A 21,608-nucleotide genomic window follows, 5' to 3' on the forward strand; every position below is an offset into this window, starting at 1 on the left:
CCGTGCCCGCCCCGGTCGCGGCTCGCGACTGTCCTGAGAGCGTGTTTGGAAATGGTGGGTGTGTCGGGATGGTCGACACGGCTGGGGTGCTCCATCGTGGTCGGCATGCAGGAACGACCGCGCCGGTACCCCTCGGACACCAGTGATGCCCAGTGGGTGGTGATCGAGCCGTTGTTACCGCCGCTCGCGCGGCGGGGGCGGCCTGTTGCTCATGCTCGTCGGGACGTGCTGGACGCGATCTTGTATGTCGTGCGGACCGGGTGTGCCTGGCGGGCGTTGCCGGTGGACTTCCCGCCCTGGCAGACCGTCTACTGGTACTTCAACCAGTGGGAACAGCAGAAGGTCACCGAGAAGATCCTCCCGGTCGTGCGGGGGCAGTTACGTATCGCCGAGGGCCGTGATCCGGAGCCGAGTGCGGGGATCATCGATTCCCAGTCGGTCAAGGGCGCCGACACCGTCGGCCAGGACTCCCGCGGCTACGACGCCGGGAAGAAGACAGGCGGACGGAAACGGTTCATCGTGACCGACACCCTCGGTCTGCTGCTGACCACGATGGTGTGCTCGGCCTCGGTACAGGACCGCGACGGCGCCAAGCCGATCCTGCTCAACCTCTACCTGCGCACCAGGGTGCGGTTCGTCTACGCCGACGCCGGCTTCGCCGGGCGACTGCTCGACTGGGCCGCCACGATCCTGCAGACAACGATCGAGATCATCCGCAAGCCACCCGAGCAGCGCGGATTCACCGTCCTCCCACGAAGGTGGGTGGTCGAACGGACCCTGGCCTGGCTCACCGCACACCGACGCCTGGCCCGAGACTACGAACGCCACCCCACCACATCCGAAGCCATGATCCGCTGGGCCGCGATCAACACCATCACCCGCCGCATCGCCCGTGGATACCCCGCCACCCGCCAGCAGAAACACACGACACCCTCAACCCACTAGAATTTCCAAACACGCTCTGAGACAGCACAGTCGCGGCTCGCGACCACGGACTAGCGGATCGAACGCATGTTCGAGTATCGTCGACGTCGTGACCGCCGTCCAGGAACCACCCACCCACTGCCCCGGTACGGGCGCGGGCGGGTTCCTGCGGGTCGACCTGCTGCTGGCCCAGATCGCCGTCGAGGACGCCGCGCACGAGGACCTGTCCGGGTGCACCGAGACCCAGCTGGTCGACCAGGTCCGCCAGATCGAGTCCCTCCAGGCCTCGCTCGCCGCGCTGCAGGCCACCCGGGTCCGGGCCTTCGCCCGCGCCCACGTCGAGAACCGCCTCGCCGACGCCGGTACCGCCGGGCACGGGGCCGACCCCGGGAAGCTCCACCGCAGTGTGGTCGCCCAGGTCCAGCTGGCCTGCCGGATCCCGACCGGCGAGGCACGGGCCCGGGTCGCGAACGCCCGTGACCTGCACGACGGGCTGGACCACGTCCGGGAGCTGCACGTGGTCGGCGAGCTCAGCGCCGCGAAGGTGGCCGCGGTCGCCGTCGAGTGCCGCGGCCTGACCGGTGCCCAGCGGGCCGCGGTGGACGCCCGACTCGCCGCGCACCGGGACCTCGCACGGCTCGGGATCGGCCGGCTGCGCGCGATGACCCGGCGGCTGGTCGCCGAGCTCGTCCCCGACCGGTTCCGCGCCCGCGTCCACGCCGCCAGAGCCGAACGACGGGTCACCCTCCGGCCGGCGCCGGACGCCATGAGCTACCTGACCGCCTACGTCCCCGTCGAGCAGGGCGCGGCCTGCCTCGCCGCCCTGCAGAGGGCCTTCACCGAACTCTCGGTGAGCCCCGAGCCGCTGACCCGCACCCGCGGACAGGTCGCCGCCGACACACTCGTCGAACGCGTCACCGGGCAGAGGTCCGCGACTGCGGTCGACCTGGAGGTCCAGGTGACCGTGCCGGTGCAGGCGCTCCTCGATCCCGGGTCGCCGCTCCCGGCGGAGATCCCCGGGCTGGGGCCCGTCCCGGTCGAGCTGCTCGCCACCTCCGACGGTGCCACGTCGGTTCGCCGGTTGCTCACCGACCAGGGCATCGTGATCGGCGGCGACTCCCGCAAGCGCACCTTCACCGGGCTGCTCGCCACCCTGGTCAGGGCCCGGGCCGGCCACCGCTGCACCGAACCGTACTGCGACGCCCCCGTCCGCCACCTCGACCACATCGAACGCGCCGCCGACGGTGGGCCCACCACGTTGGAGAACGGGCGCGGGGTGTGCGAGTTCCACAACCACGTACGCGAACAACCCGGCTGGCACGTCGCCCGCGCCCCGGACGGGACCGTGGCCACCACGACACCCACCGGGCACACCTACTACGGACCGGGCCCGCCGGCACCGGCCTGACCGAGCCGACCGACGCCGCCTACGGCGAGGGCTGAGCCCGCGCCCGTACCCCGGCCAGGACGGTGTCGACGACGGCAGCCGCGTAGCCGCGGCCGCCGTCGCGGGCGGCGAGGTGCGCGGGGGTGGTCGCGACGTGGTTGCGCACCGCCCCCGCAACCAGGTCCGCCACCAGCGCCACCGAGGTCCCGGCCGGGAGCTCGCCGCGGTCGATGCCGCGGCGCACCATCGTCCGGGCGCCGCGGACGTGCTCGGGGTAGGCGTCGTCGGCGAGCGCGGCCGCGATCTCCGGGACCCGGTGGGAGTCGACGAGCAGCCGCTCGACCAGGCGACCGTCGTCGCTGGTGGCGAACGCCGTCCACTGCTCGGCGAAGGTCACCAGGTCCTCGCGCAGGGAGCCGGTGTCGATGTCGGCGACGAACCGGGCCCGGTCGCGCACCGCGGCCACCAGCAGCGCGGCCCGGGTCGGCCAGCGCAGGTACAGCGACCCCTTCCCGATCGACGACCGGCGGGCCACCTCCTCCAGCGACAGCCCTGACCAGCCGCGTTCGCCGTAGACCTCGCGGGCGGCGGCGAGCGCGCGACGGTCGACGTCCGGGTCGCGCGGACGTCCGCTGCGGCGCGGCGACGGGGGCACGGCGGCGATCCTGCCAGACGTCGTTGTGACCACCGACCCACTTCTGGACGCTGGCCGTCCGTAATAGGCTCGGCGGTGTGATCAGGACAGCGCTGACCGATCTGCTGGGCGTCGAGCACCCGATCGTCGGGTTCAACCGGTCCCCCGCGGTGGTGACCGAGGTGAGCCGGGCCGGTGGGTTCGGGGTGCTCGCGGCCGTGTCGTACACCGCCGACGAGCTCGACGCGCAGCTGCACTGGATCGAGGAGCAGCTCGACGGGCGGCCCTACGGCGTCGACCTGCTCGTCCCGGAGAAGACCGCCGACCCCGGCGCCGACCGGGAGGACCTGGTCGCCGCACTGCGCGCACAGCTCCCGGCCGAACACCTCGCGTTCGTCGACGACCTGCTGGACCGCTACGGCATCCCACGGCTGCCGGCCGACCCCGGGCGGGACGCGATCGCGGCAGGGATGAGCCGGCGCGGCGCCGAGGCCCAGCTCGACGCCGTGTTCGCGCACCGGCCCGCGCTCGTCGCGAACGCGCTCGGCACCGCGCCACCGCACCTCGTGGAGCGCGCGCACGACGCCGGGATGGCCGTCGCCGCCCTGGTCGGGACCCGGCGGCACGCCGAACGGCAGCTGGCGGCCGGGGTCGACGTGCTCGTCGCGCAGGGCACCGAGGCCGGTGGGCACACCGGCACGATCGCGACGACCGTGCTCACCCCGGAGATCGTCGGCATCGCCGGGGACCGTCCGGTGCTGGCCGCCGGCGGCATCGCCTCGGGTGACCAGATGGCCGCCGCGCTCGCGCTCGGCGCGGCCGGGGTGTGGTGCGGCTCGGTGTGGCTGTCCAGTGTGGAGGACGTGGCGCCGGAGTCGGTGAAGCGCAAGTTCCTCGCCGCGGGCAGCGGCGACACCGTCCGCTCCCCCGCCCGTACCGGCAAGCCCGCCCGGCAGCTGCGCAGCGCCTACCACGACGCCTGGGAGGCACCCGGCGCGCCGGCGCCGCTGCCGATGCCGCTGCAGCCGCTGCTGACCCTGCAGGCCTGGTCGAGCATCGACGCCGCCGCCGACGCCGGGAACGCGGGCGCGCAGGAGCTGCAGTCGTTCTTCGTCGGGCAGGTCGTCGGCGCGTTCACCGAGCTGCGCGGCGCGGGCGAGATCACCCGGGAGATGGCGCGCGGGTGCGAGCAGCGCATCGCCGCGCTCGCGGGACTGGTCCGATGAGCCTCGACCCGCGCACACCCGTCGTCGTCGGGGTCGGGGAGGCCTCCGAGCGGATCGGCGAGCCCGGCTACGCCGCCCTGTCGCCGGTCGGGCTCGGGGCCGCCGCGGCCGCCGCGGCGCTCGCCGACACCGGCGCGGACCCGTCGGCGGTCGCGGCGGCGCTGACTGTCGTCGCCGGGGTGCGGCAGTTCGAGATGTCGCTCCCGGGCGCCGTCGCGCCGCTGGGCCGGGCGGACAACTACCCGCGCGCGGTCGCCCGCCGGGTCGGCGCCGACCCGGAGCGGGCGGTGCTCGACGTCGTCGGCGGGCAGTCCCCGCAACGGCTGGTCACCGAGTTCGCCGGCGCGATCGCCCGCGGCGAGGCCGGCGCGGTGCTTCTGGTCGGGGCCGAGGCGATGTCGACGGTGCGGCACATGATGTCGCGCCCCACCGACGAGCGGCCCGACCACGGCGAGCACGTCGGCGGCACGCTGGAGGACCGCGGGTACGGCTCCGAGCTGCGCAGCCCGGTCGCCGGGGAGCACAGCGTGCGCACCCCGGCCGGCTACTACGCGCTGTGCGAGAACGCCCGCCGGGCCCGGCTCGGGCTCGACCGGGACGCCTACGCCCGCGGGATGGGCGCGCTGTTCGCGCCGTTCACCCGGGTCGCCGCCGGGCACCCGCACGCCGCCGCACCGCGCGTCCGCACCGCCGAGGAACTCGTCACCGTCGACGACCGGAACCGGATGATCACCGACCCGTATCCGCGGTTCCTGGTCTCGCGCGACCAGGTCAACCAGGGTGCCGCGGTCGTCCTCACCTCGGTCGGCACCGCCCAGGACCTGGGAATCGCCCCGGAACGGTGGGTGTTCCTGCACGGCCACGCCGACCTCACCGAGAAGGCCGTGCTCGACCGCCCCGACCTGGGCGCCTACCCGGCAGCCGAGGCCGCCGTACGGCACGCCCTGGAGCTGGCCGGGACCGGTGTGGACGACCTGTCCGCGATCGACCTGTACTCCTGCTTCCCGATCGCGGTGTCCAGCGTCGCCGACCCGCTCGGTCTGGCCGCCGACGACCCGCGCGGGCTCACCGTCACCGGTGGGCTGCCGTTCTTCGGCGGGCCGGGGAACGACTACGCGATGCACGCGATCGCCGAGGTCGTGCGACGCCTGCGGGCCGACCCGGGCACCTACGGCCTGGTCGGGGCGAACGGCGGGTTCCTGTCGAAGTACTCCGCCGGGGTCTACTCCACGCGCCCCACCCCCTGGCGCGACGACGACAGCGCCGCGATCCAGGCCCGGCTCGACGCCGTCGCCACCGTCCCGACGACGACCGCGGCCGACGGGGCGGCGACCGTCGAGACCTGGACGGTGCGCCACCGCCGCGACGGCAGCCGGGACGCGGTCGTCGTCGGCCGGCTCGACGATGGTGGCGCGCGGTTCGTCGGGCGCGGCGACGACGACGAGCTGCTGGAGCTGCTCGACGGCGACCCGGCCGGGGCGGCGGTCCGGGCCCGGCCCGACGGTGACCGCACGCTCGTCACGGCCGGCTGACGGGCCCCCGGGTCACCCGCGTCGACCCGCCTCGCCCAGGGCCGTGCCCAGGATCTCCACACCGCGGCGGATCTCGTCCTCGGTCGCGGTCAGCGGCGGCGCGATCCGGAACGTCCCGCCCATGCCGGGCAGCTGCACGATGTTCATGTGCAGCCCCAGCTCGGCGCACCGCATGGTGACGGCCGCACCGAGCGCATCGGTGTCGGAGCCCGCCAGCTCCAGCCCGACCAGCAGGCCGCGGCCGCGGACGTCGCCGATCGTCCCGGACGTGCGGGCCAGGTCCCGCAGACCGTCCTGGAGCAGCGAGCCCAGCTCGTGGGCGCGCAGGTCGAGCCGGTCGCGGGTGAGCACGTCGAGCACGGTGAGCCCGACCGCGGCCGGGAGCGGGTCGTTGACGTGGGTGGTGAAGAACAGGAAGCCGCGCTCGTGCGCGACCTGTTCGATCGCGGCCGTGGTGAGGACGGCGGCCAGCGGCAGGCCCGCCCCGAGCGTCTTGGACAGGGTGAGGATGTCGGGGACCACGCCGTCGCGCTGGTGGGCGTACCAGTCGCCGGTGCGGCACAGACCGGTCTGGGCCTCGTCGAGGATCAGCAGCATCCCGCGCTCGTGGCACTTGTCGCGCAGCGCCGCCAGGTAGCCCGGCGGCAGGTCGACGACCCCGCCCGAGGACAGCACCGGCTCGACGATGCAGGCCGCGAGGCTGCCGACGGACTGGGCGTCGATCAGGGCGAACCCGAGGTCGAGCTGGCGGCGCCAGTCGAGCTCCCCGGCGTCGTCGACGAGGTCGGGGCGGTAGCGGTCGGGTACCGGCAGCGCGAAGTTGCCGGGAGCGGCGGGCCCGTAGCCGGCGCGGCCGGCGACGTAGGTCGCGTTCGCCGCGGCCTGGGTCATCCCGTGCCAGGACCGGGCGAAGGACACGATCTCGTGGCGGCCGGTGACGAGCTTGGCCATCCGGATCGCGGCCTCGTTGGACTCCGCGCCGGTCGTGAGCAGCATCGCCCGGTCCAGGCCGCCGCCGACCGAGGCGCACAGCCGTTCGCACAGCTCGATCACCGGCCGCGACAGCATGCCGCTGTAGAGGTGGTCGAGCCGGCCGACCTGCTCGCGGACGGTCGCGACGATCTCCGGGTGCGCGTGCCCGAGGATCGCGCTCATCTGACCGGAGGTGAAGTCGAGCAGCTCGCGGCCGTCCTCGAAGGTGACGGTGCTGCCGTGGGCCCGGGCGACGACGCCGGGGGTGAACCCGCCGCGGCCGGAGTAGCGGATGAGGTGCTCGGTCACAGCCAGGTCCTCTCGCGGGTACGGACGGTCCGGGCGACGGTGTCGTCGACCGGGGTCGGAGCGGGCCCGGCACGCCGACCTCCCCCGGCGCAGTCTGGCATCCCGGCCGGACCCGGGTCTGCCCGCCGACGGGACGACGGATGCGGCAAGGTGGAGGGCGGAGCAGGAACCGGACGAGGGGGACGTCGTGACCTGGAGCACCCGTGAGGTCGCCGAGCTGGCGGGGACCAGCCTGCGGGCGGTGCGGCACTGCCACGAGATCGGCCTGCTGGCCGAGCCCGATCGGCGCGCGAACGGCTACAAGCAGTACGGGGTGGCGCACCTGGTGCGGCTGCTGCGGATCAAGCGGCTCGTCGACCTCGGGTTCTCGCTGGCCCAGATCTCGGAGATGAACGATGTCGGGACGCATCCGGAGGAGGCCGCCCGCGCGCTGGACGCCGAGCTGGCCGCCACCATCGAGCGGCTGCAGCAGGCCCGCGCCGAGCTCGCGCTGATCCTGGACCGCGCCGCACCGACCGACCTGCCCGCCGAGTTCGCCGGGGCCGCGGACCAGCCGATGTCCGACGCCGACCGGTCGCTCACCCTCGTCCTGCCGCGGGTGCTGGGCTCGGAGCGGCTGCAGGCCGTCGCGGACATGCTGGCCGAGGCCCGACCCGACCCGGCGCAGGAGCGGTTCGACACGCTCCCCGCCGACGCCGACGAGGCCACCCGCCAGGAGCTCGCCGACCGGATGGTGCCGTACATGCGCGCGCTCTACGAGACCCATCCCGGTCTGGTCGCGCCGAACACCGACGCGCCGATCGGCGAGCAGCGGGCCGAGCAGACCCTCGGCCGTGCGATGCGCGAGCTGTACAACACCGCCCAGCTCGACGTGCTCGTCCGCGCAGGGAAGGCGCTCGCCGCGGAGCGCGACGGTGAGCCGGCCCCACCGACCTGAGCGCCCGTCCTCAGGCGTGACCGACGCACGCCCGCCCGACCGCCCGTGCCGGTCCGCGCAGCGGGAGCCTGCCCCCCGCGGGCACGGGCGCCGGCGCCGGACGGGTGAGGGGCGCGGCCAGCACCACGTCCGGCAGCACCGTCCCCGGCGCGAGGTGCACGTGCTCACCGTGCGGCACGGGCCCGGCGACGGCCGGGGCCGCGACGAGCAGGTGCGTCCCGGCCGGCACGCGGACGGCGAACCCGCCGTCGTCGCCGGTGGTGACACGGTCCAGCTGGCGGCCCGCCCCGTCGACGACGGTGACCGTCGCCGCGGCGGGGGCGCCGTCGGGGCCGCGGACCCGCCCGACCGTGGCCGGGACGGACCCGTCGTCGCCGGTCTCCAGCAGCGCCGGGAGCTCGGCGGCCAGCAGCCCCGCCTCACGGGCGAGCGCGGCACCGCGCCCGGTCCCGCCGGCCGGGCCGATCAGCAGGTCGAGCACGCCCGCGCAGCTGCCCGCGGGGACCGGTCGCCCGGCGACGGCGTCCGCGGTGAGCTGCGCGAGCCGGGCGCAGGCCGCGGTCAGTGCCGGGGTCCCGGACACCCCTTCGGCGGAGCGGGCCAGGCGCCGCGCGTGCTCGGCGACGGCGGTGCAGGCGGTCAGCTCGTGCACGACGTCGCGGTGGGTGGAGCCCAGCCAGGTCCGGGCCAGCGGGCGCCCCAGCAGCAGCGTCTGGTGCAGCGCGGCGTCGAGTGTGCGCGCCACGGCGCGTAGGTCCTCGCACGGGCCGGGTCGGCGCAGCGCACGGTCGACCGTGCCCAGCAGCTCGGCCAGCGCGTCGAGCAGTCCGCGCCGGGCCTCCTCCGCGGCGGACCGGGTCCGGGTGGGCAGCACGAGCACCGACACCGCGCAGCCGACGAGGCCGCCGGCCACGGTCTCCTCCAGCCGCAGCACCATCAGGTCCACCGTGAAGGTCCCGAGCAGCGCGTAGAGCTCGCCGAGCATCAGCGTGATGAAGAAGATCATCAGCGCGTAGGAGAGCCGGAACAGGTAGAGCGCGCCGAACATGCTGAGCAGGATCACCGGAAGCACCACGGCGACGTCGGGTCCCAGCACCGGCACGAGCGCGATCGCGCCGACCAGGCCGATCATGGTGCCGACGATGCGGTGTGCCGCCTTGCGCACCGTCTCGGCGACGGTCGCGGTGCCGGTGAACGCGATGAACGCCGCCAGCACCGCCCAGTAGTAGCGCTGCTCGGACAGCGCGTCGCCCACCGCGATCGCGAGGGCGGTGGCGACCGCGACCTGCACCGCCTGGCGGGTGGTCAGCGACAGCCGTGAGGCGGGGCGGCCGGGGTCCGGCGGGCGGTGCAACCGGGTCACCGTGCCCGCCGAGCCGGGCAGGTTGCCCCCGAACAGCTGAACGGCGGGGGCGAACGCGGTGTCGCGGGCGCCCTCCTCCCGCACCGCGTCGAGGGCGGCGGTCCACTCGGCGCGGGCGTCGGCGAGCACCGTCGCGTCGACGGCGAGCCGGCGCGGCGCCGGGGCCGCCACCCGGTCGGCGACCCGTCCGGCCCGTTCGCGCACCGCGTCCCAGCGGCCGCCGTGCAGGGCGGTGAGGACCGCACGGGCGTCGTCGCAGTCGAGGGCGTCGGGCCCGACCCGGGTCAGTGCGGTCACGGCCAGCTCGGCGTCGAACACCGCCCGGCGGACGATCCGGGCGGCGTCGTCGTCGGCGACGGCGGCCGGGGTCCCCAGCTGCCCGTCGATGACCAGCGCGGCCTCGTTCACGCGGACCAGCAGACTCGCCAGCCGGGCCTCGACGCGGGCCCGCCCGGCGGTACCCGGGGCGTGCTCGGCGAGGGCCAGCACGGTCCCGGCGAGACCGGCGAGCCGCGCCTCGAACGAGCGCAGCATCCGGCGGAGCACACGGTCGTTGCGGACCGGGAGCAGCACCAGCGTCAGCAGCATCACCCAGGCGATCGCGACCGCGACGACGAACGCCACCCCGGGCAGCATCTCCGGGCGCAGGCTCAGGAACAGGGCGAAGAAGTAGCCCATGAACCCGCCCATGCCGCAGACGAAGAACCGCAGCCCGAAGCGCCGCACCCAGACCGCGACGAACACGACCACGACGAACGCGGTCAGCGACGCGAGCCGGTTCCGGTCGACGAGCAGCGCCACGCCCATCCCGGCGAGCATCGACAGTCCCAGGAAGCACAGCGTCACCGCCTGCCCGGCGCGGGTGGCGTCGACGACCCCGAACGAGGACAGCATCGCCACCACCGCCCCGAGCATCATCGGCACCAGCGGCGGGGTGCCCGTCGCCGTCGCGACGAGGTACTCCACGCCCAGCGCGGTGGCGATGGCCAGCACGGCCCGGACCGCCGAGACGAGGCGGACGAGGCCGGGGTCGGAGGCGACGAACCGGTCACGGATCCGGAGGAGGCGTTCGGACGCGGTCGGCACAGTCCGTTGCATATGCTAACGATATACCGGATCGTGATCTTCGCACAGCCCGGGCCCGCCGGACGTAGCGTGGGACCCTAGGAACGATCACGGAGGTGGCGGGTGCGCGGGTACGGGTTCGTGGCGGCGGGTGGCCCGGAGCAGCAGGCGTTCGTCGAGGTCGAGGAGCCGCGACCCGGGCCGGGTGAGCTGCTCGTGCGGGTCCGGGCGGCCGGGGTCAACCCGGGCGACTGGCGGATGCGCGACGGTGACTACGGCGTCGCCGGGCCCGCCGTGCTCGGCCGCGAGGTCGCCGGGACCGTGCTGGAGGTCGGCGACGGCGTCACCGGGTTCGCCCCCGGCGACGAGGTGTTCGGCGGCTGCCCGGACATGCAGGGCGGGTGGGCGCCGCGGGCGCGGGTCATCGCCGGCTTCGCCGCGCACCGCCCACCCGGGGTCACCCCCGAACAGGCGGCGGTGCTGCCGGTCGCCGCGGGCACCGCCTGGGACACCCTCACCAACCTCGACCTCCCCGCCGGGGCGACGCTGCTGGTCAACGGGGCGGGCGGCGGGGTCGGTCTGCCGCTGGTGCAGCTGGCCCGCCGCCGCGGGCTGACCGTCGTCGGCACGGCGAGCGGGGCAAGCACGCCCTGCTCGCCGGGTTCGGCGCTGTGCCGGTGGCCTACGGCGACGGCGTCGCCGACCGGATCCGCGCGGCAGCACCGGGCGGGATCGACGGGGCCCTGGACCTCGTCGGCGGCGACGCGCTGCGTGCGGTGGCCGGGCTCGTCCCACCCGCGACGCTGTACTCGATCGCGGACAAGCCGCTGGTCGCGCAGCTGGGCGGGCGCGACGTCACCCGCGACCGCAGCACCGCCGTGCTCGACGCGCTGGCCCGGCTCGTCGCCGAGAACGAGCTCGACACGATGGTGCGCGAGGTCCGCCCGCTGGACGAGGCCGGGGCCGCGCTGGCGCTCGTCGAGGACGGCCACGTCACCGGCAAGGTCGTCCTCGTCCCCTAGGGAGTGGAGGTGCTCGGGAACGGCGACCACGCCGTGATCCATCCCGACACCCCGGTCGGGACGACCGTCACGGTGGCACCGCACGGGGAGGACCTTGACGTGACGTCGAGTTGAGGTCGGACCCTGCTCGCATGCGTGCGATCAGGGTGGACGAATTCGGTGGACCGTCGGTGCTGCGCCCCGTGGAGCTGCCGACGCCGGAGCCGGGGCCGGGCGAGGTGCTGGTGGGCATCGAGGTGGCCGGGGTGTTGTTCCTGGACACCCTGATCCGGCGAGGCGCCGCGCCGGCATTCGGCACCACCCCGCCCTACGTCCCCGGCCGCGGCGCCGCGGGCCGGGTCCTGGCGGTCGGGCCCGGGGTAGCGCCCTCGTGGGTCGGGCGACGGGTGCTCGTCGACGGGCCCGACACCTACGCCGCGGAAGTCGCGGCGCCGGTCCCGTCGCTGGTCCCGGTGCCCGACGGGCTCGACCTCGCCGACGCGATGGCCCTCCTGCACGACGGCGGCACGGCACTCGCACTCGTCGAGGCGGTGGGGGTGCGCCCGGGCGAAACCGTGCTGGTCCTGCCCGCCGCGGGCGGCGCCGGTTCGGTTCTCGTGCAGCTCGCGCACCGGGCGGGGGCGCGGGTGATCGGGGCCGCGCGCGGACCCAAGCTCGGCCTGGTCCGCTCCCTCGGGGCAGACCTGGCGGTCGACTACGGCGAGCCCGGCTGGGCGGACGCGCTCCGGCGCCGGGTCGGCCAGATCGACGTGGTGGTCGACGGTGTCGGCGGAACCCTGGGCGCCGAGGCGTTCGGGCTGGTCGCCGAGGGCGGCCGGTACTCCGGCTACGGCAACGCGGGCGGGACGCCCGTCACCCGCTCCGCCCCCGGCGTGGAGGTCCGCGGCGTGGCACAGCTCGCCGACTTCGCCGACGGCCGCCGCGCCCGCCAGGAACGCGTCCTCGCCGAGGCCGCCGCCGGGCACCTGCACCCGGTGGTGGGCAGGGAGTTCGCCCTCGACAAGGCCGCCGACGCCCACACCGCCCTGGAGAACCGCGAGATCGCAGGCAAAGCCCTGCTCCGTCCCTGAGAGCGTGTTTGGAAATTCTAGTGGGTTGAGGGTGTCGTGTGTTTCTGCTGGCGGGTGGCGGGGTATCCACGGGCGATGCGGCGGGTGATGGTGTTGATCGCGGCCCAGCGGATCATGGCTTCGGATGTGGTGGGGTGGCGTTCGTAGTCTCGGGCCAGGCGTCGGTGTGCGGTGAGCCAGGCCAGGGTCCGTTCGACCACCCACCTTCGTGGGAGGACGGTGAATCCGCGCTGCTCGGGTGGCTTGCGGATGATCTCGATCGTTGTCTGCAGGATCGTGGCGGCCCAGTCGAGCAGTCGCCCGGCGAAGCCGGCGTCGGCGTAGACGAACCGCACCCTGGTGCGCAGGTAGAGGTTGAGCAGGATCGGCTTGGCGCCGTCGCGGTCCTGTACCGAGGCCGAGCACACCATCGTGGTCAGCAGCAGACCGAGGGTGTCGGTCACGATGAACCGTTTCCGTCCGCCTGTCTTCTTCCCGGCGTCGTAGCCGCGGGAGTCCTGGCCGACGGTGTCGGCGCCCTTGACCGACTGGGAATCGATGATCCCCGCACTCGGCTCCGGATCACGGCCCTCGGCGATACGTAACTGCCCCCGCACGACCGGGAGGATCTTCTCGGTGACCTTCTGCTGTTCCCACTGGTTGAAGTACCAGTAGACGGTCTGCCAGGGCGGGAAGTCCACCGGCAACGCCCGCCAGGCACACCCGGTCCGCACGACATACAAGATCGCGTCCAGCACGTCCCGACGAGCATGAGCAACAGGCCGCCCCCGCCGCGCGAGCGGCGGTAACAACGGCTCGATCACCACCCACTGGGCATCACTGGTGTCCGAGGGGTACCGGCGCGGTCGTTCCTGCATGCCGACCACGATGGAGCACCCCAGCCGTGTCGACCATCCCGACACACCCACCATTTCCAAACACGCTCTGAGGGCCCACCACACCGAGCCCGCGGGTCGACCACCCCGAGCGGACGGGTCAGGTCCGGCTCGGGCGATGCGGACGTCCGGGAGACCGGCTCACCGCTCCCGGTCGGCCCCCAGGTGGGTGGCGAGGAACCGGTCGGCCGTCTCGAACATCGTCACCAGGTTCTCCGGGTTGACGATGGCGTGGCCCTCGTCGTCGAACACCAGGTACTCCACGTCCACCCCGCGTCCGCGCAGCGCCGCCCCGAGGTTGTCGGACTCGGCGCGCACCACGCGGACGTCGTTGGCGCCCTGCACCACCATCAGCGGGGTGCGGATGTCGTCGACCCGGGTGATCGGTGAGCGGGCCAGCATGTCCGCCTCCTGGGCGGGGTCGGCGGGGTCGCCGACGTAGCGGAACCAGTTGTTGACCAGGCCGGGGCGGGTGAACTCCGGGACGGTGCGCAGGAAGTTCGCCAGGTCGGAGATGCCGACGTACTCCACCGCCGCGGCGAAGCGGTCCGGGGTGAACGCGATCCCGACCAGGGTGGCGTAGCCGCCGTAGGAGCCGCCGAACATCGCGACCCGGTCCGGGTCGGCGTACCCGCGGGCGACGGCCCAGTCGACGGCGTCGATCAGGTCGTCGTGCATGGCGCCGGCGAACTCCCCGACCGCGGCCTCCATGTGGGCGCGGCCGAACCCGTAGGACCCCCGGAACTGCGGCTGCAGCACCGCGTAGCCGCGGTTGGCCCACAGCTGCACACTCGGGTCGAAGCCCCACCAGTCCCGCGCCCACGGTCCGCCGTGCGGCATCAGCACCAGTGGCAGCCGCTCGGGCGCCACACCGACCGGCAGCGTCAGGTAGGCGAGCATCTCCCGGCCGTCGCGGGCGGTGATCGGGACCGGCTCCACCGGCGCGAGCTGCCCTGGGTCGAGGTCGGCGCGCTGGCGGAACAGCAGCCGCGACTCGCCCGTGGCGCGGTCGTGGAACCAGGTCTGCGGGTCGCGGTCGTGGACGAACGTCGCCACCCACCGACGGCCCTCGACGTCGCCGGAGACCGCGCTCAGGTCGCCGTCGCACAGGTCGCGCAACGCGGCGAGCACCTCGGCGAAGTCAGGGTCGACGGCCCGGATCTCCTGCCGCGCACCGAGGTAGCGGACGCCGAGCAGCTCACCGGTGCCGCGGTGGCGGATCAGCGCCGACGGCAGGCTGGGGAAGATCTGGGCACGGATGTCGATGTCGTGCTCGGGGTGCCGGTCGACCACGGTGACCTCACCGGTGGTGGTGTCGAGCCGGCCGAGGTGCAGGCGGTCGCCGTCGCCGTACGTGCCGACCCAGATGCCGGTGCCGTCCGGGGTCGGTTCGTAGGGGTACACGCCGAGCGGGTGGGCGTCGCCGTCGAAGGTCGCGACCAGGTCGTCGCCGCGCCACACCCGTCCGACGCCGTCCGCGGTGAGGGTCTCGCGCAGCAGCTCGTCGCCGACGAGGGTCCAGCCGTCCCCGCCGCCCGGACTCTGCGCGAGCACCGTCATCTCCCCGGTCGCGACGTCGAGCTCGCACAGGTCGAACTCGACGGGGTTGCGGGCGTTGCTCTGCAACAGCAGCCTCCCGGGGCGTTCCGGGCGCTGCTCGACACCGAACGCCGTCGCGCCCTCGAACGGCGTGAGGTCGACCGCGGGCGCGTCCGGCGCGGTCAGGTCGACGCGGAACACGTGCCAGTTCTCGTCACCACCGGTGTCCTGCAGGTAGAGCAGGTAACGGGGGTCGTCGGTCCAGAAGTAGCGCAGCACGGTGCGGGTCTCGTCGGCGGTGACGCAGCGCTCGCCGCCACCGTCCACGTCGGACACCCACACGTTCAGGCGCCCCTTCCACGGGGCCAGGAAGGCGATGCGGGTGCCGTCCGGGGAGAGGGTCGCGGCGGTGCGGTCGGGCATCCGCAGCAGGTCACGGGCGGGGATCCGGTCGGGCAGGGCCATGGTGGTCTCCAGGGTCGGGTCGGCGGTCACAACGCAGTCCAGATCGTCTCGGCGTCGACGACGCGGTGGCGGCGCCAGGTCAGCGCGCGCTCGGCCGCGGCGACGACACCGGCGACCAAGAGGCCCGTGTTCAGCCAGCCGGGAAGGGTGATCGGCGAGGTGAAGGTCCCGAACCTGGCGGCGACGGCGTCGATGCCGGTGAGCAGCTCCAGCGCCACCGGGACGGCCAGGACGAGGTTGACCAGCAGTACGGCGACGGCGACCGCCGCGATCGTGCGGCTCACGGCGGGCGAGCGACGGGCGAGCTGCGCGCGGCGGTGCTCGAGCGTCCCGGGCACCGGGGGCAGCCGCCGCTCCCCGCCGTCGTCGGTGACCAGGTGCATCCGGGTGATGCCGTAGAGGCCGGCGTCGACCTCGATCCGGCCGCCCGGCACCGGCAGCGACGCCGGCATCCCGGCCCGCGCGACCTCCTCCCCGTCGCGGTAGAGGCGGGCATCCCAGTCGCGGGACATGTCGACCTCGACGGTCCACTGCGCACCGGGGCCGCCGGTCTCGGGGAGGTGGGTCGCGTACAGCGAGCGGTGCAGGATCTCGTGGCGACGCAGCGGCCGCAGCCGCCGGCTCACCGGACACCTGCCGTCACCGGCGGGGCGAGGGCGTCGGCCGCACCCGGCTCGCCGGGTTCTCCGGGCTCACCGAGGTCACGGAACGCGGGCGTCACCAGCGCGACGAGCGCGGTGCCGACCGCGACCGCGGCGAGTGCGATCCCGGCCGCGCCGAGGCCGGAGGTCGAGGCCAGCGCCGCGACCGGCGCCGCGGTCAGTGCCGGTGCGGCGAGCAGCAGGGTGTTCTGCGCGCCCAGGACCCGGCCACGCAGGGCGTCCGGGGTGGCCTCGATCGTGAGCACCCCGAGCACCGCGCCGACCGGGGCGTTGGTGAACCCGACGAGCGCGGCGGCACCGAGCACGAGCCACGGCGAGGCGAGGCTCCCGACCAGCGCGAACCCGGCTCCGAAGCCGAGCATCCCGAACACGAACCAGGTCCGGCGCCGCACCCGGTTCACCAGCGCCGCGTACAGCACTGAGCCGGCCAGGCCGCCCGCGGCGAGTGCGCTGAGCGTCAGCCCGGCGAGCGCGGGCAGCTCCAGAGCCGTGAAGTAGGCCGGCATCAGCGTCGTCTGCAGGGCCGCGATGACCGCGACCAGCACCGCCGACACCAGCGTCGCCCCGAGCACCAGCCGTTGCCCGGCCAGGAACACCCACGACTCCGCGAGATCCCGCACGGCCCTGCGCACCGCACCCCCCGGAGCGGTGCGCAGCACCCCCTCGACCCGACCGGCCCGCGGGTCGAGCAGTGCCGCGGTCAGCGCCGCGAGCAGGCTCGTCGCCGCGGTCACCACGAGCACCGCCGACGCCGGGCCGGCGAACGCGACCAGCAGGCCGCCGACGGCCGGACCGGCCAGCAGCAGGACGTTGGCCAGGTTCTCCCGCAGCGCGACGAGCCGGTCGAGACGGCCCGGGCGCGGGTCGAGCCGGACCAGTGCCGGGAGCAGGACCTCCTGCGCGGTCATCGCGGGCACCCGCACGACCGCGCCCAGCACACCGAGCACCAGGAAGGCGGTCATGCCCAGCCCCCACAACGCGTCGACGACCGGCAGCGCCGCGACCACCGCGGCCCCGAGCACCCCGGCGACGACGGTGACCGTCGTCGGTGCGCCACACCACGTGCAGGGTCAGCGTCGGGGTGGGCTCGGTGAGCGGAATGGCGACCATGCCCTGGGACGGGGCGCGCGCGGCCCGCGACCCGGACGCGAAACCGATCACCTGCCGGGCGGACACCAGGACCCCGGTCGCGACCGGGTCGTCGACCTCGGCGGTGACGGTGAGCTTGATCCCGGCCCGCTCGGCCGCGCCCATGATCGCGTCGTACATGGCGGGGCTCTGCTCACGGCGGAACAGCAGGCAGGGCTGACGCTCCAGCATCCGCATCGGAACGGTCCCCCGACCCGCCCACGGGTGACGTTCCCCGACCACCGCCACGATCGGCACCGTCATCAGCTCGGTCGAGGACAGCTGGGGACTGACCGGGCGACCGTAGACGAACGCGACGTCGAGCTCGCCCGCCAGCAGACCCTCCAGCTGCGGACCGGTGCGCCGCTCCCACAGCTGGGTCTGCACGCGCGGGTGCTCGGCGTTGAGCCGCGCGAGCGCGGCGGGCAGCACGTCCTGCCCCGCCGGGAAGTTGAACCCGATGTTGAGCGTCCCGGCCCGCCCGTGCGCGACGGCGTGGGCCGCGGCGACGGCGCGGTCGACCTGGTCGAGCAGCTTGCGGGCCTCCTCGCGGAAGGCCTCGCCCGCGGGGGTCAGCCGGACCTCGTGCGAGCTGCGCCGGACCAGCTCGACGCCGACGTCGCGCTCCAGCCGCTGGAGCTGCTGCGACAGCGACGGCTGGGCGAGGTGCAGGCGTTGCGCGGCTCGCCCGAAGTGGAGCTCCTCGGCGATCGCCAGGAAGGACCTCAGGTACCGGAATTCCACGAGCTGGGCTCCTCCCCTCGGCTGCGGTGGGACGGTAGGCGGCCCCGGGCCTCATTCGTCGACACCCAGACGCCGCGCAGACGAACGCTGCGTGACCAGATCCGTCACCCCCGGGGTTGCCGCTGCTCACGACCGATGGAGCCGCACTCTGCGGAACCGATCACACGATCGCCGTTCGCGTTCGCCGGTCCACCGCGGTGGACCGCGACCTACCGTCCCGACCCGTGGACCTGGAGATCACCGGCCGCCGCGCGGTCGCCGACGCCGTGCTGGAGCTGGAGCTGGGCGGTGCGGCGCTGCCCGCCTGGGAGCCCGGCGCACACGTGGACCTGCATCTCGCGCCCGGCCTCGTCCGCCAGTACTCGCTGTGCGGCGGCGACGCCGACCACTACCGCATCGCCGTACTGCGCGAACCCGACGGGCGCGGCGGTTCGGCGTTCGTGCACGACCGGCTGCGGGTCGGCGACCGGATCGAGGTCGGCGGCCCCCGCAACCACTTCCCGCTCGTTCCGGCGCCGGAGTACCTGTTCGTCGCGGGCGGGATCGGGATCACCCCGATCCTGTCCATGATCGACGCCGTCGACGCGCCGTGGCGGCTGCTCTACGGGGGCCGCGACCGCGGCTCCATGGCCTACCTGTCACGGCTGGCGGACGACCCGCGCGTCACCGTCGTCACGGGCGGGCTGCTCGACCTCGCCGGAGCCGTGGCCGCGGCGCCCGGCGCCACGGTGTACGGCTGCGGCCCCGCCCCGATGCTCGACGCCCTGCTCGAGGTCTGCCCCGGCGCACACGTCGAACGGTTCACGGCGGCCGTCGTCGACCTGCCCGAGCGCCCGTTCGAGGCCGTCCTGCGGCGCAGCGGGGTGACGGTCGCGGTGCCGGCCGGGACCAGCCTGCTCACCGCCGCCGAACGCGCCGGCGCCCCCGTGCTCCAGTCCTGCCGGGAGGGCACCTGCGGCACCTGCGAGACCGCGGTGCTCGACGGCGAGCCGGAGCACCGTGACTCCGTCCTCGACGAGACCGACCGCGCCGCCGGCGCGGTGATGATGATCTGCGTCTCGCGCGCCCGCGGCACCCGTCTCGTGCTGGACCTCTAGAACCGATCGCCGCCGGTCGATGTCCGATCGAGCCTGGTCGGACGGGGTACGGGACGCATCGACCCGGCCCCTGCGCCGTCCCGCGTTCACTCCGGGGCCACCCGGCCCTGCTGACATCTGCGCATCCCGCCATCCGAGGAGGACGACCCCGTGAGCCGCATCCAGATCGAGGGCCTGACCCGTCGTTTCGGCGACGTGGCGGCGGTCGACGGCATCTCGCTCGACGTGGCCGACGGCGAGTTCCTGGTACTGCTCGGCCCGTCCGGCTGCGGCAAGTCGACGCTGCTGCGCATGGTCGCCGGCCTGACCGCTCCGACCGGCGGGCGCATCCTGCTCGACGGCCGGGACATCACCGCCGTCCCGCCGCGCGAGCGCGACATCGCGATGGTCTTCCAGAGCTACGCGCTCTATCCGCACCTGACCGTCGCGCGGAACATCGGCTTCCCGCTCCGGACCCGCCGTCGCCGCGACGCCGACGCCCGGGTGGCGGAGGTCGCCGCCGTCCTGGGGCTGGAGGAGCTGCTCGACCGGCGGCCGCGCGACCTGTCCGGCGGGCAGCGTCAGCGGGTCGCACTGGGCCGGGCACTGGTCCGCGACCCCGGCGCCTTCCTGCTGGACGAGCCGCTGTCCAACCTGGACGCCACCCTGCGCACCGCGACCCGCGCGGAGCTGGGCGACCTGCACCGCCGTCTCGGCTCGACGTTCGTGTACGTGACCCACGACCAGGTCGAGGCGATGACGATGGCGACGCGGATCGCGGTCCTCGACCGCGGCCGGCTCGAACAGGTCGGCACACCCGAGGAGGTGTACGACGCCCCGGCGTCGGTCTTCGTCGCGGGGTTCCTCGGCTCCCCCGCGATCGGGCTGCTCCCGGCCACGCTCCGCCGCGAGGGCGGTCTGCTGTGGGCGAGCGGCGAGGACGTCGACGTCCCCCTCGGCCCGGGGGACGACCCGTCCGGGCGCGACCTGCGCGTCGGCGCCCGCCCCGAGCACCTGCGGATCGGGGACGCGTCCGGCGGCCCGCGGTGGCGCGGGACGGTCCGCCTCGTCGAGAACCTCGGCGGCGAGGAGGTCGCCCACGTGCAGGTCGGCGGCGGCCGGATCCCGATGCGCGGGCCACGCCCGCTCGGTCTCGCCGTCGGCGACCCGGTGGCCCTGACCTGCGACGCCGATCGGATCCACCTGTTCAGCGCCACCAGCGGCCGTCGCCTGGTGCGTGCGCCCCAGCCCACCCGCGCCGCGGCAGCGGCCGCGGTCTGACCACCGCTTCCCTGGAGGAACCCCGTGCGTCCCATCCGACTCGTCGTCGCCCTCGCGACGGCCTCCGTACTGCTGCTGGGCGGCTGCGGGGTGGGCGGCTCCGCCGGCCCCGCGACCGGGAACGCCGGGCCCGTCCCCGAGCTCGGCCCCGACCAGAAGGTGACCATCACCTTCGAGTCCTACAACTTCGGACAGGCCGGTCCCTGGACCGACACCTTCACCGCCCTGCTCGACCGCTTCCACGCCGAGCACCCGAACATCACCGTCGTCGCGCAGAAGCCCCAGGGGACCAGTCCCAACCCCGCCGCCGACACCGTGACCAGCATCCAGACCCAGGCCGCGACCGGGAACGCCCCCGACGTCGTCCAGCTCGGGTTCTCCGACCTCGGCTACGCCGTCGACCAGATCGGGGTCAAGCCGCTCGACGACCTGGTGGGCGCCGACGCCGTCGACGCCGCCCTGGGCGGGCCGCACCCGTTCGCCCCGTCGGCGGCGAAGCTCGCCACCCTCAACGGCACGACGTACGGCATCCCGTTCGTCCTGTCCACGCCGGTGCTGTTCTACAACGCCTCGCTGTTCACCGCCGCCGGCCTCGACCCGGCGAAGCCTCCGGCCACCTGGGACGAGGTCGCGACGGCGGCCGCGAAGATCAAGGCCGCCACGGGCAGGGAGGGCGCCTACGCGGACTGCGTGACCACCCAGGCCAAGGACTGGTGCCTGCAGAGCATCGTGCGCTCCCACGGCGGCCGGGTCCTCTCCGAGGACCGCTCGACGCTGGAGTACGCCGAACCGCAGGCCGTGCAGGCGGTCAGCACGCTCGCCGACATGGTCCGGTCCGGCGCCAGCCCCAAGTTCAGCCAGCAGCAGGCCGTGGAGGCCTTCGGCCGCGGCGAGCTCGGCATGATCCTGAAGTCGAGCGCGCTGCAGGGCACCTTCACCAAGGGCGCGAAGGGTGCGGGCTGGGAGCTGCGCGGAGCGGCCACCCCGTCGTTCGGTGCGATCCCCGCGGTCCCGACCAACTCCGGTGCCGCGCTCTTCGTGCTGTCCGACGCCCCCGCCGAACAGCGGGCCGCCTGGGAACTGATCACGTTCCTGACCAGCGACGACTCCTTCGCCGAGATCGCCAGGAAGATCGGGTACCTGCCGCTGCGCACTGGCCTGACCGACGGTGTGCTCAAGGACTGGGCCGCGGCGAACCCGACCGCCCGGATCAACATCGCCCAGCTCGACCGGATGGAGCCGTGGGTCTCCTTCCCCGGCCCGGACTACCTCCAGATCCGCGACGGGATGATGGGTGCCGTCGAGAAGGTCGTGCTGCAGGGCGCCGACCCGCAGGCCACCCTCACCGAGGCCCAGACCCGTGGCCAGGCCCTCATCCCGACCGGCGGCCGGTGACG

At 74.5% G+C, this 21,608-nt stretch carries 15 protein-coding genes and 4 pseudogenes; 11 read left to right on the plus strand and 8 right to left on the minus strand.

The features are described from left to right. Positions 1-51: 51 nt before the first annotated feature. Both KPL57_RS12430 and KPL57_RS12435 read left to right on the plus strand, forming a co-directional pair. A pseudogene (locus KPL57_RS12430) lies at positions 52-961 on the plus strand (IS5 family transposase); the annotation flags it as partial. Between the two features lie 72 nt (positions 962-1,033). Beyond that, a complete protein-coding gene (locus KPL57_RS12435; RefSeq protein WP_226351710.1) occupies positions 1,034-2,332 on the plus strand; it encodes a DUF222 domain-containing protein in 1,299 nt (432 codons plus the stop codon). Between the two features lie 19 nt (positions 2,333-2,351). On the opposite strand, the gene KPL57_RS12440 is transcribed toward KPL57_RS12435, so the two are convergent. Then, positions 2,352-2,966 (minus strand): TetR/AcrR family transcriptional regulator, encoded by a 615-nt coding sequence (locus tag KPL57_RS12440; protein WP_020622439.1) that lies wholly within the window; start codon positions 2,964-2,966, stop codon positions 2,352-2,354. A gap of 77 nt (positions 2,967-3,043) precedes the next feature. On the opposite strand from KPL57_RS12440, the gene KPL57_RS12445 reads away from it, so the two are divergent. Continuing rightward, on the plus strand, positions 3,044-4,171 hold the full coding sequence (locus tag KPL57_RS12445; RefSeq protein WP_226351711.1) for a nitronate monooxygenase family protein: 1,128 nt from the start codon (positions 3,044-3,046) through the stop codon (positions 4,169-4,171). Continuing rightward, entirely contained in the window at positions 4,168-5,703 is a 1,536-nt protein-coding gene (locus tag KPL57_RS12450; RefSeq protein WP_226351712.1) for an acetyl-CoA acetyltransferase, read from the plus strand. Before KPL57_RS12445 ends, KPL57_RS12450 begins: the two co-directional genes overlap by 4 nt. 12 nt (positions 5,704-5,715) lie before the next feature. Here KPL57_RS12450 and KPL57_RS12455 read toward each other — a convergent pair whose 3' ends face one another. Further along, on the minus strand, positions 5,716-6,984 hold the full coding sequence (locus tag KPL57_RS12455; protein WP_374111603.1) for an aspartate aminotransferase family protein: 1,269 nt from the start codon (positions 6,982-6,984) through the stop codon (positions 5,716-5,718). Positions 6,985-7,171: 187 nt separating this feature from the next. Between KPL57_RS12455 and KPL57_RS12460 the strand changes: the two genes are divergently transcribed. Then, positions 7,172-7,921, plus strand: coding sequence for a MerR family transcriptional regulator (locus KPL57_RS12460; RefSeq protein ID WP_226351713.1), 750 nt, complete (start codon positions 7,172-7,174; stop codon positions 7,919-7,921). Positions 7,922-7,931: 10 nt separating this feature from the next. Here the strand turns inward: KPL57_RS12460 and KPL57_RS12465 are convergent, their stop codons facing one another. Continuing rightward, positions 7,932-10,382, minus strand: a complete 2,451-nt coding sequence (locus KPL57_RS12465; protein ID WP_226351714.1) for an FUSC family protein — start codon at positions 10,380-10,382, stop codon at positions 7,932-7,934. A 225-nt stretch (positions 10,383-10,607) separates the two neighbouring features. On the opposite strand from KPL57_RS12465, the pseudogene KPL57_RS72055 reads away from it, so the two are divergent. From KPL57_RS72055 to KPL57_RS12480, 3 genes and pseudogenes are all read left to right on the plus strand, one after another. Further along, a pseudogene (locus KPL57_RS72055) lies at positions 10,608-10,724 on the plus strand (alcohol dehydrogenase catalytic domain-containing protein); the annotation flags it as partial. Positions 10,725-11,020: 296 nt separating this feature from the next. Then, positions 11,021-11,371, plus strand: a complete 351-nt coding sequence (locus KPL57_RS12475; protein WP_226351715.1) for a zinc-binding dehydrogenase — start codon at positions 11,021-11,023, stop codon at positions 11,369-11,371. Between the two features lie 131 nt (positions 11,372-11,502). Further along, the gene (locus tag KPL57_RS12480) at positions 11,503-12,441 is read left to right on the plus strand and encodes a zinc-binding dehydrogenase (protein WP_226351716.1); all 939 of its coding nucleotides are present in this window, start codon (positions 11,503-11,505) and stop codon (positions 12,439-12,441) included. Between the two features lies 1 nt (position 12,442). On the opposite strand, the pseudogene KPL57_RS12485 reads toward KPL57_RS12480, so the two are convergent. The 5 genes and pseudogenes from KPL57_RS12485 to KPL57_RS12505 form a co-directional block, all read right to left on the minus strand. Continuing rightward, positions 12,443-13,352: pseudogene (locus KPL57_RS12485) on the minus strand (IS5 family transposase); the annotation flags it as partial. Positions 13,353-13,457: 105 nt separating this feature from the next. Continuing rightward, positions 13,458-15,350, minus strand: a complete 1,893-nt coding sequence (locus KPL57_RS12490; RefSeq protein WP_226351717.1) for a S9 family peptidase — start codon at positions 15,348-15,350, stop codon at positions 13,458-13,460. After that, entirely contained in the window at positions 15,347-15,946 is a 600-nt protein-coding gene (locus KPL57_RS12495) for a hypothetical protein (RefSeq protein ID WP_226351718.1), read from the minus strand. The genes KPL57_RS12490 and KPL57_RS12495 overlap by 4 nt, the downstream gene beginning before the upstream one ends. Next, entirely contained in the window at positions 15,943-17,004 is a 1,062-nt protein-coding gene (locus KPL57_RS69620) for an MFS transporter (RefSeq protein WP_226351719.1), read from the minus strand. Before KPL57_RS69620 ends, KPL57_RS12495 begins: the two co-directional genes overlap by 4 nt. A 73-nt stretch (positions 17,005-17,077) precedes the next feature. Next, positions 17,078-17,854: pseudogene (locus KPL57_RS12505) on the minus strand (LysR family transcriptional regulator); the annotation flags it as partial. 224 nt (positions 17,855-18,078) lie between these two features. Here KPL57_RS12505 and KPL57_RS12510 point away from each other — a divergent pair. The 3 genes from KPL57_RS12510 (at position 18,079) to KPL57_RS12520 (ending at position 21,606) form a co-directional block, all read left to right on the plus strand. Beyond that, a complete protein-coding gene (locus KPL57_RS12510) occupies positions 18,079-18,951 on the plus strand; it encodes a PDR/VanB family oxidoreductase (RefSeq protein ID WP_226351720.1) in 873 nt (290 codons plus the stop codon). Positions 18,952-19,101: 150 nt separating this feature from the next. Beyond that, the gene (locus KPL57_RS12515; protein WP_226351721.1) at positions 19,102-20,211 is read left to right on the plus strand and encodes an ABC transporter ATP-binding protein; all 1,110 of its coding nucleotides are present in this window, start codon (positions 19,102-19,104) and stop codon (positions 20,209-20,211) included. Positions 20,212-20,235: 24 nt separating this feature from the next. Beyond that, positions 20,236-21,606, plus strand: a complete 1,371-nt coding sequence (locus KPL57_RS12520) for an ABC transporter substrate-binding protein (protein WP_226351722.1) — start codon at positions 20,236-20,238, stop codon at positions 21,604-21,606. Positions 21,607-21,608 lie beyond the last annotated feature (2 nt).

The sequence above is a fragment of the Pseudonocardia sp. ICBG601 genome (assembly GCF_020496245.1).

What these genes read in the sequence shown, in the direction of transcription:
- KPL57_RS12450 (WP_226351712.1), top strand. Translation starts at nt 4,168, where the DNA reads ATGAGCCTCGACCCGCGCACACCCGTCGTCGTCGGGGTCGGGGAGGCC.
- KPL57_RS12465 (WP_226351714.1), bottom strand. Translation starts at nt 10,382, where the DNA reads ATGCAACGGACTGTGCCGACCGCGTCCGAACGCCTCCTCCGGATCCGT.
- KPL57_RS12480 (WP_226351716.1), top strand. Translation starts at nt 11,503, where the DNA reads ATGCGTGCGATCAGGGTGGACGAATTCGGTGGACCGTCGGTGCTGCGC.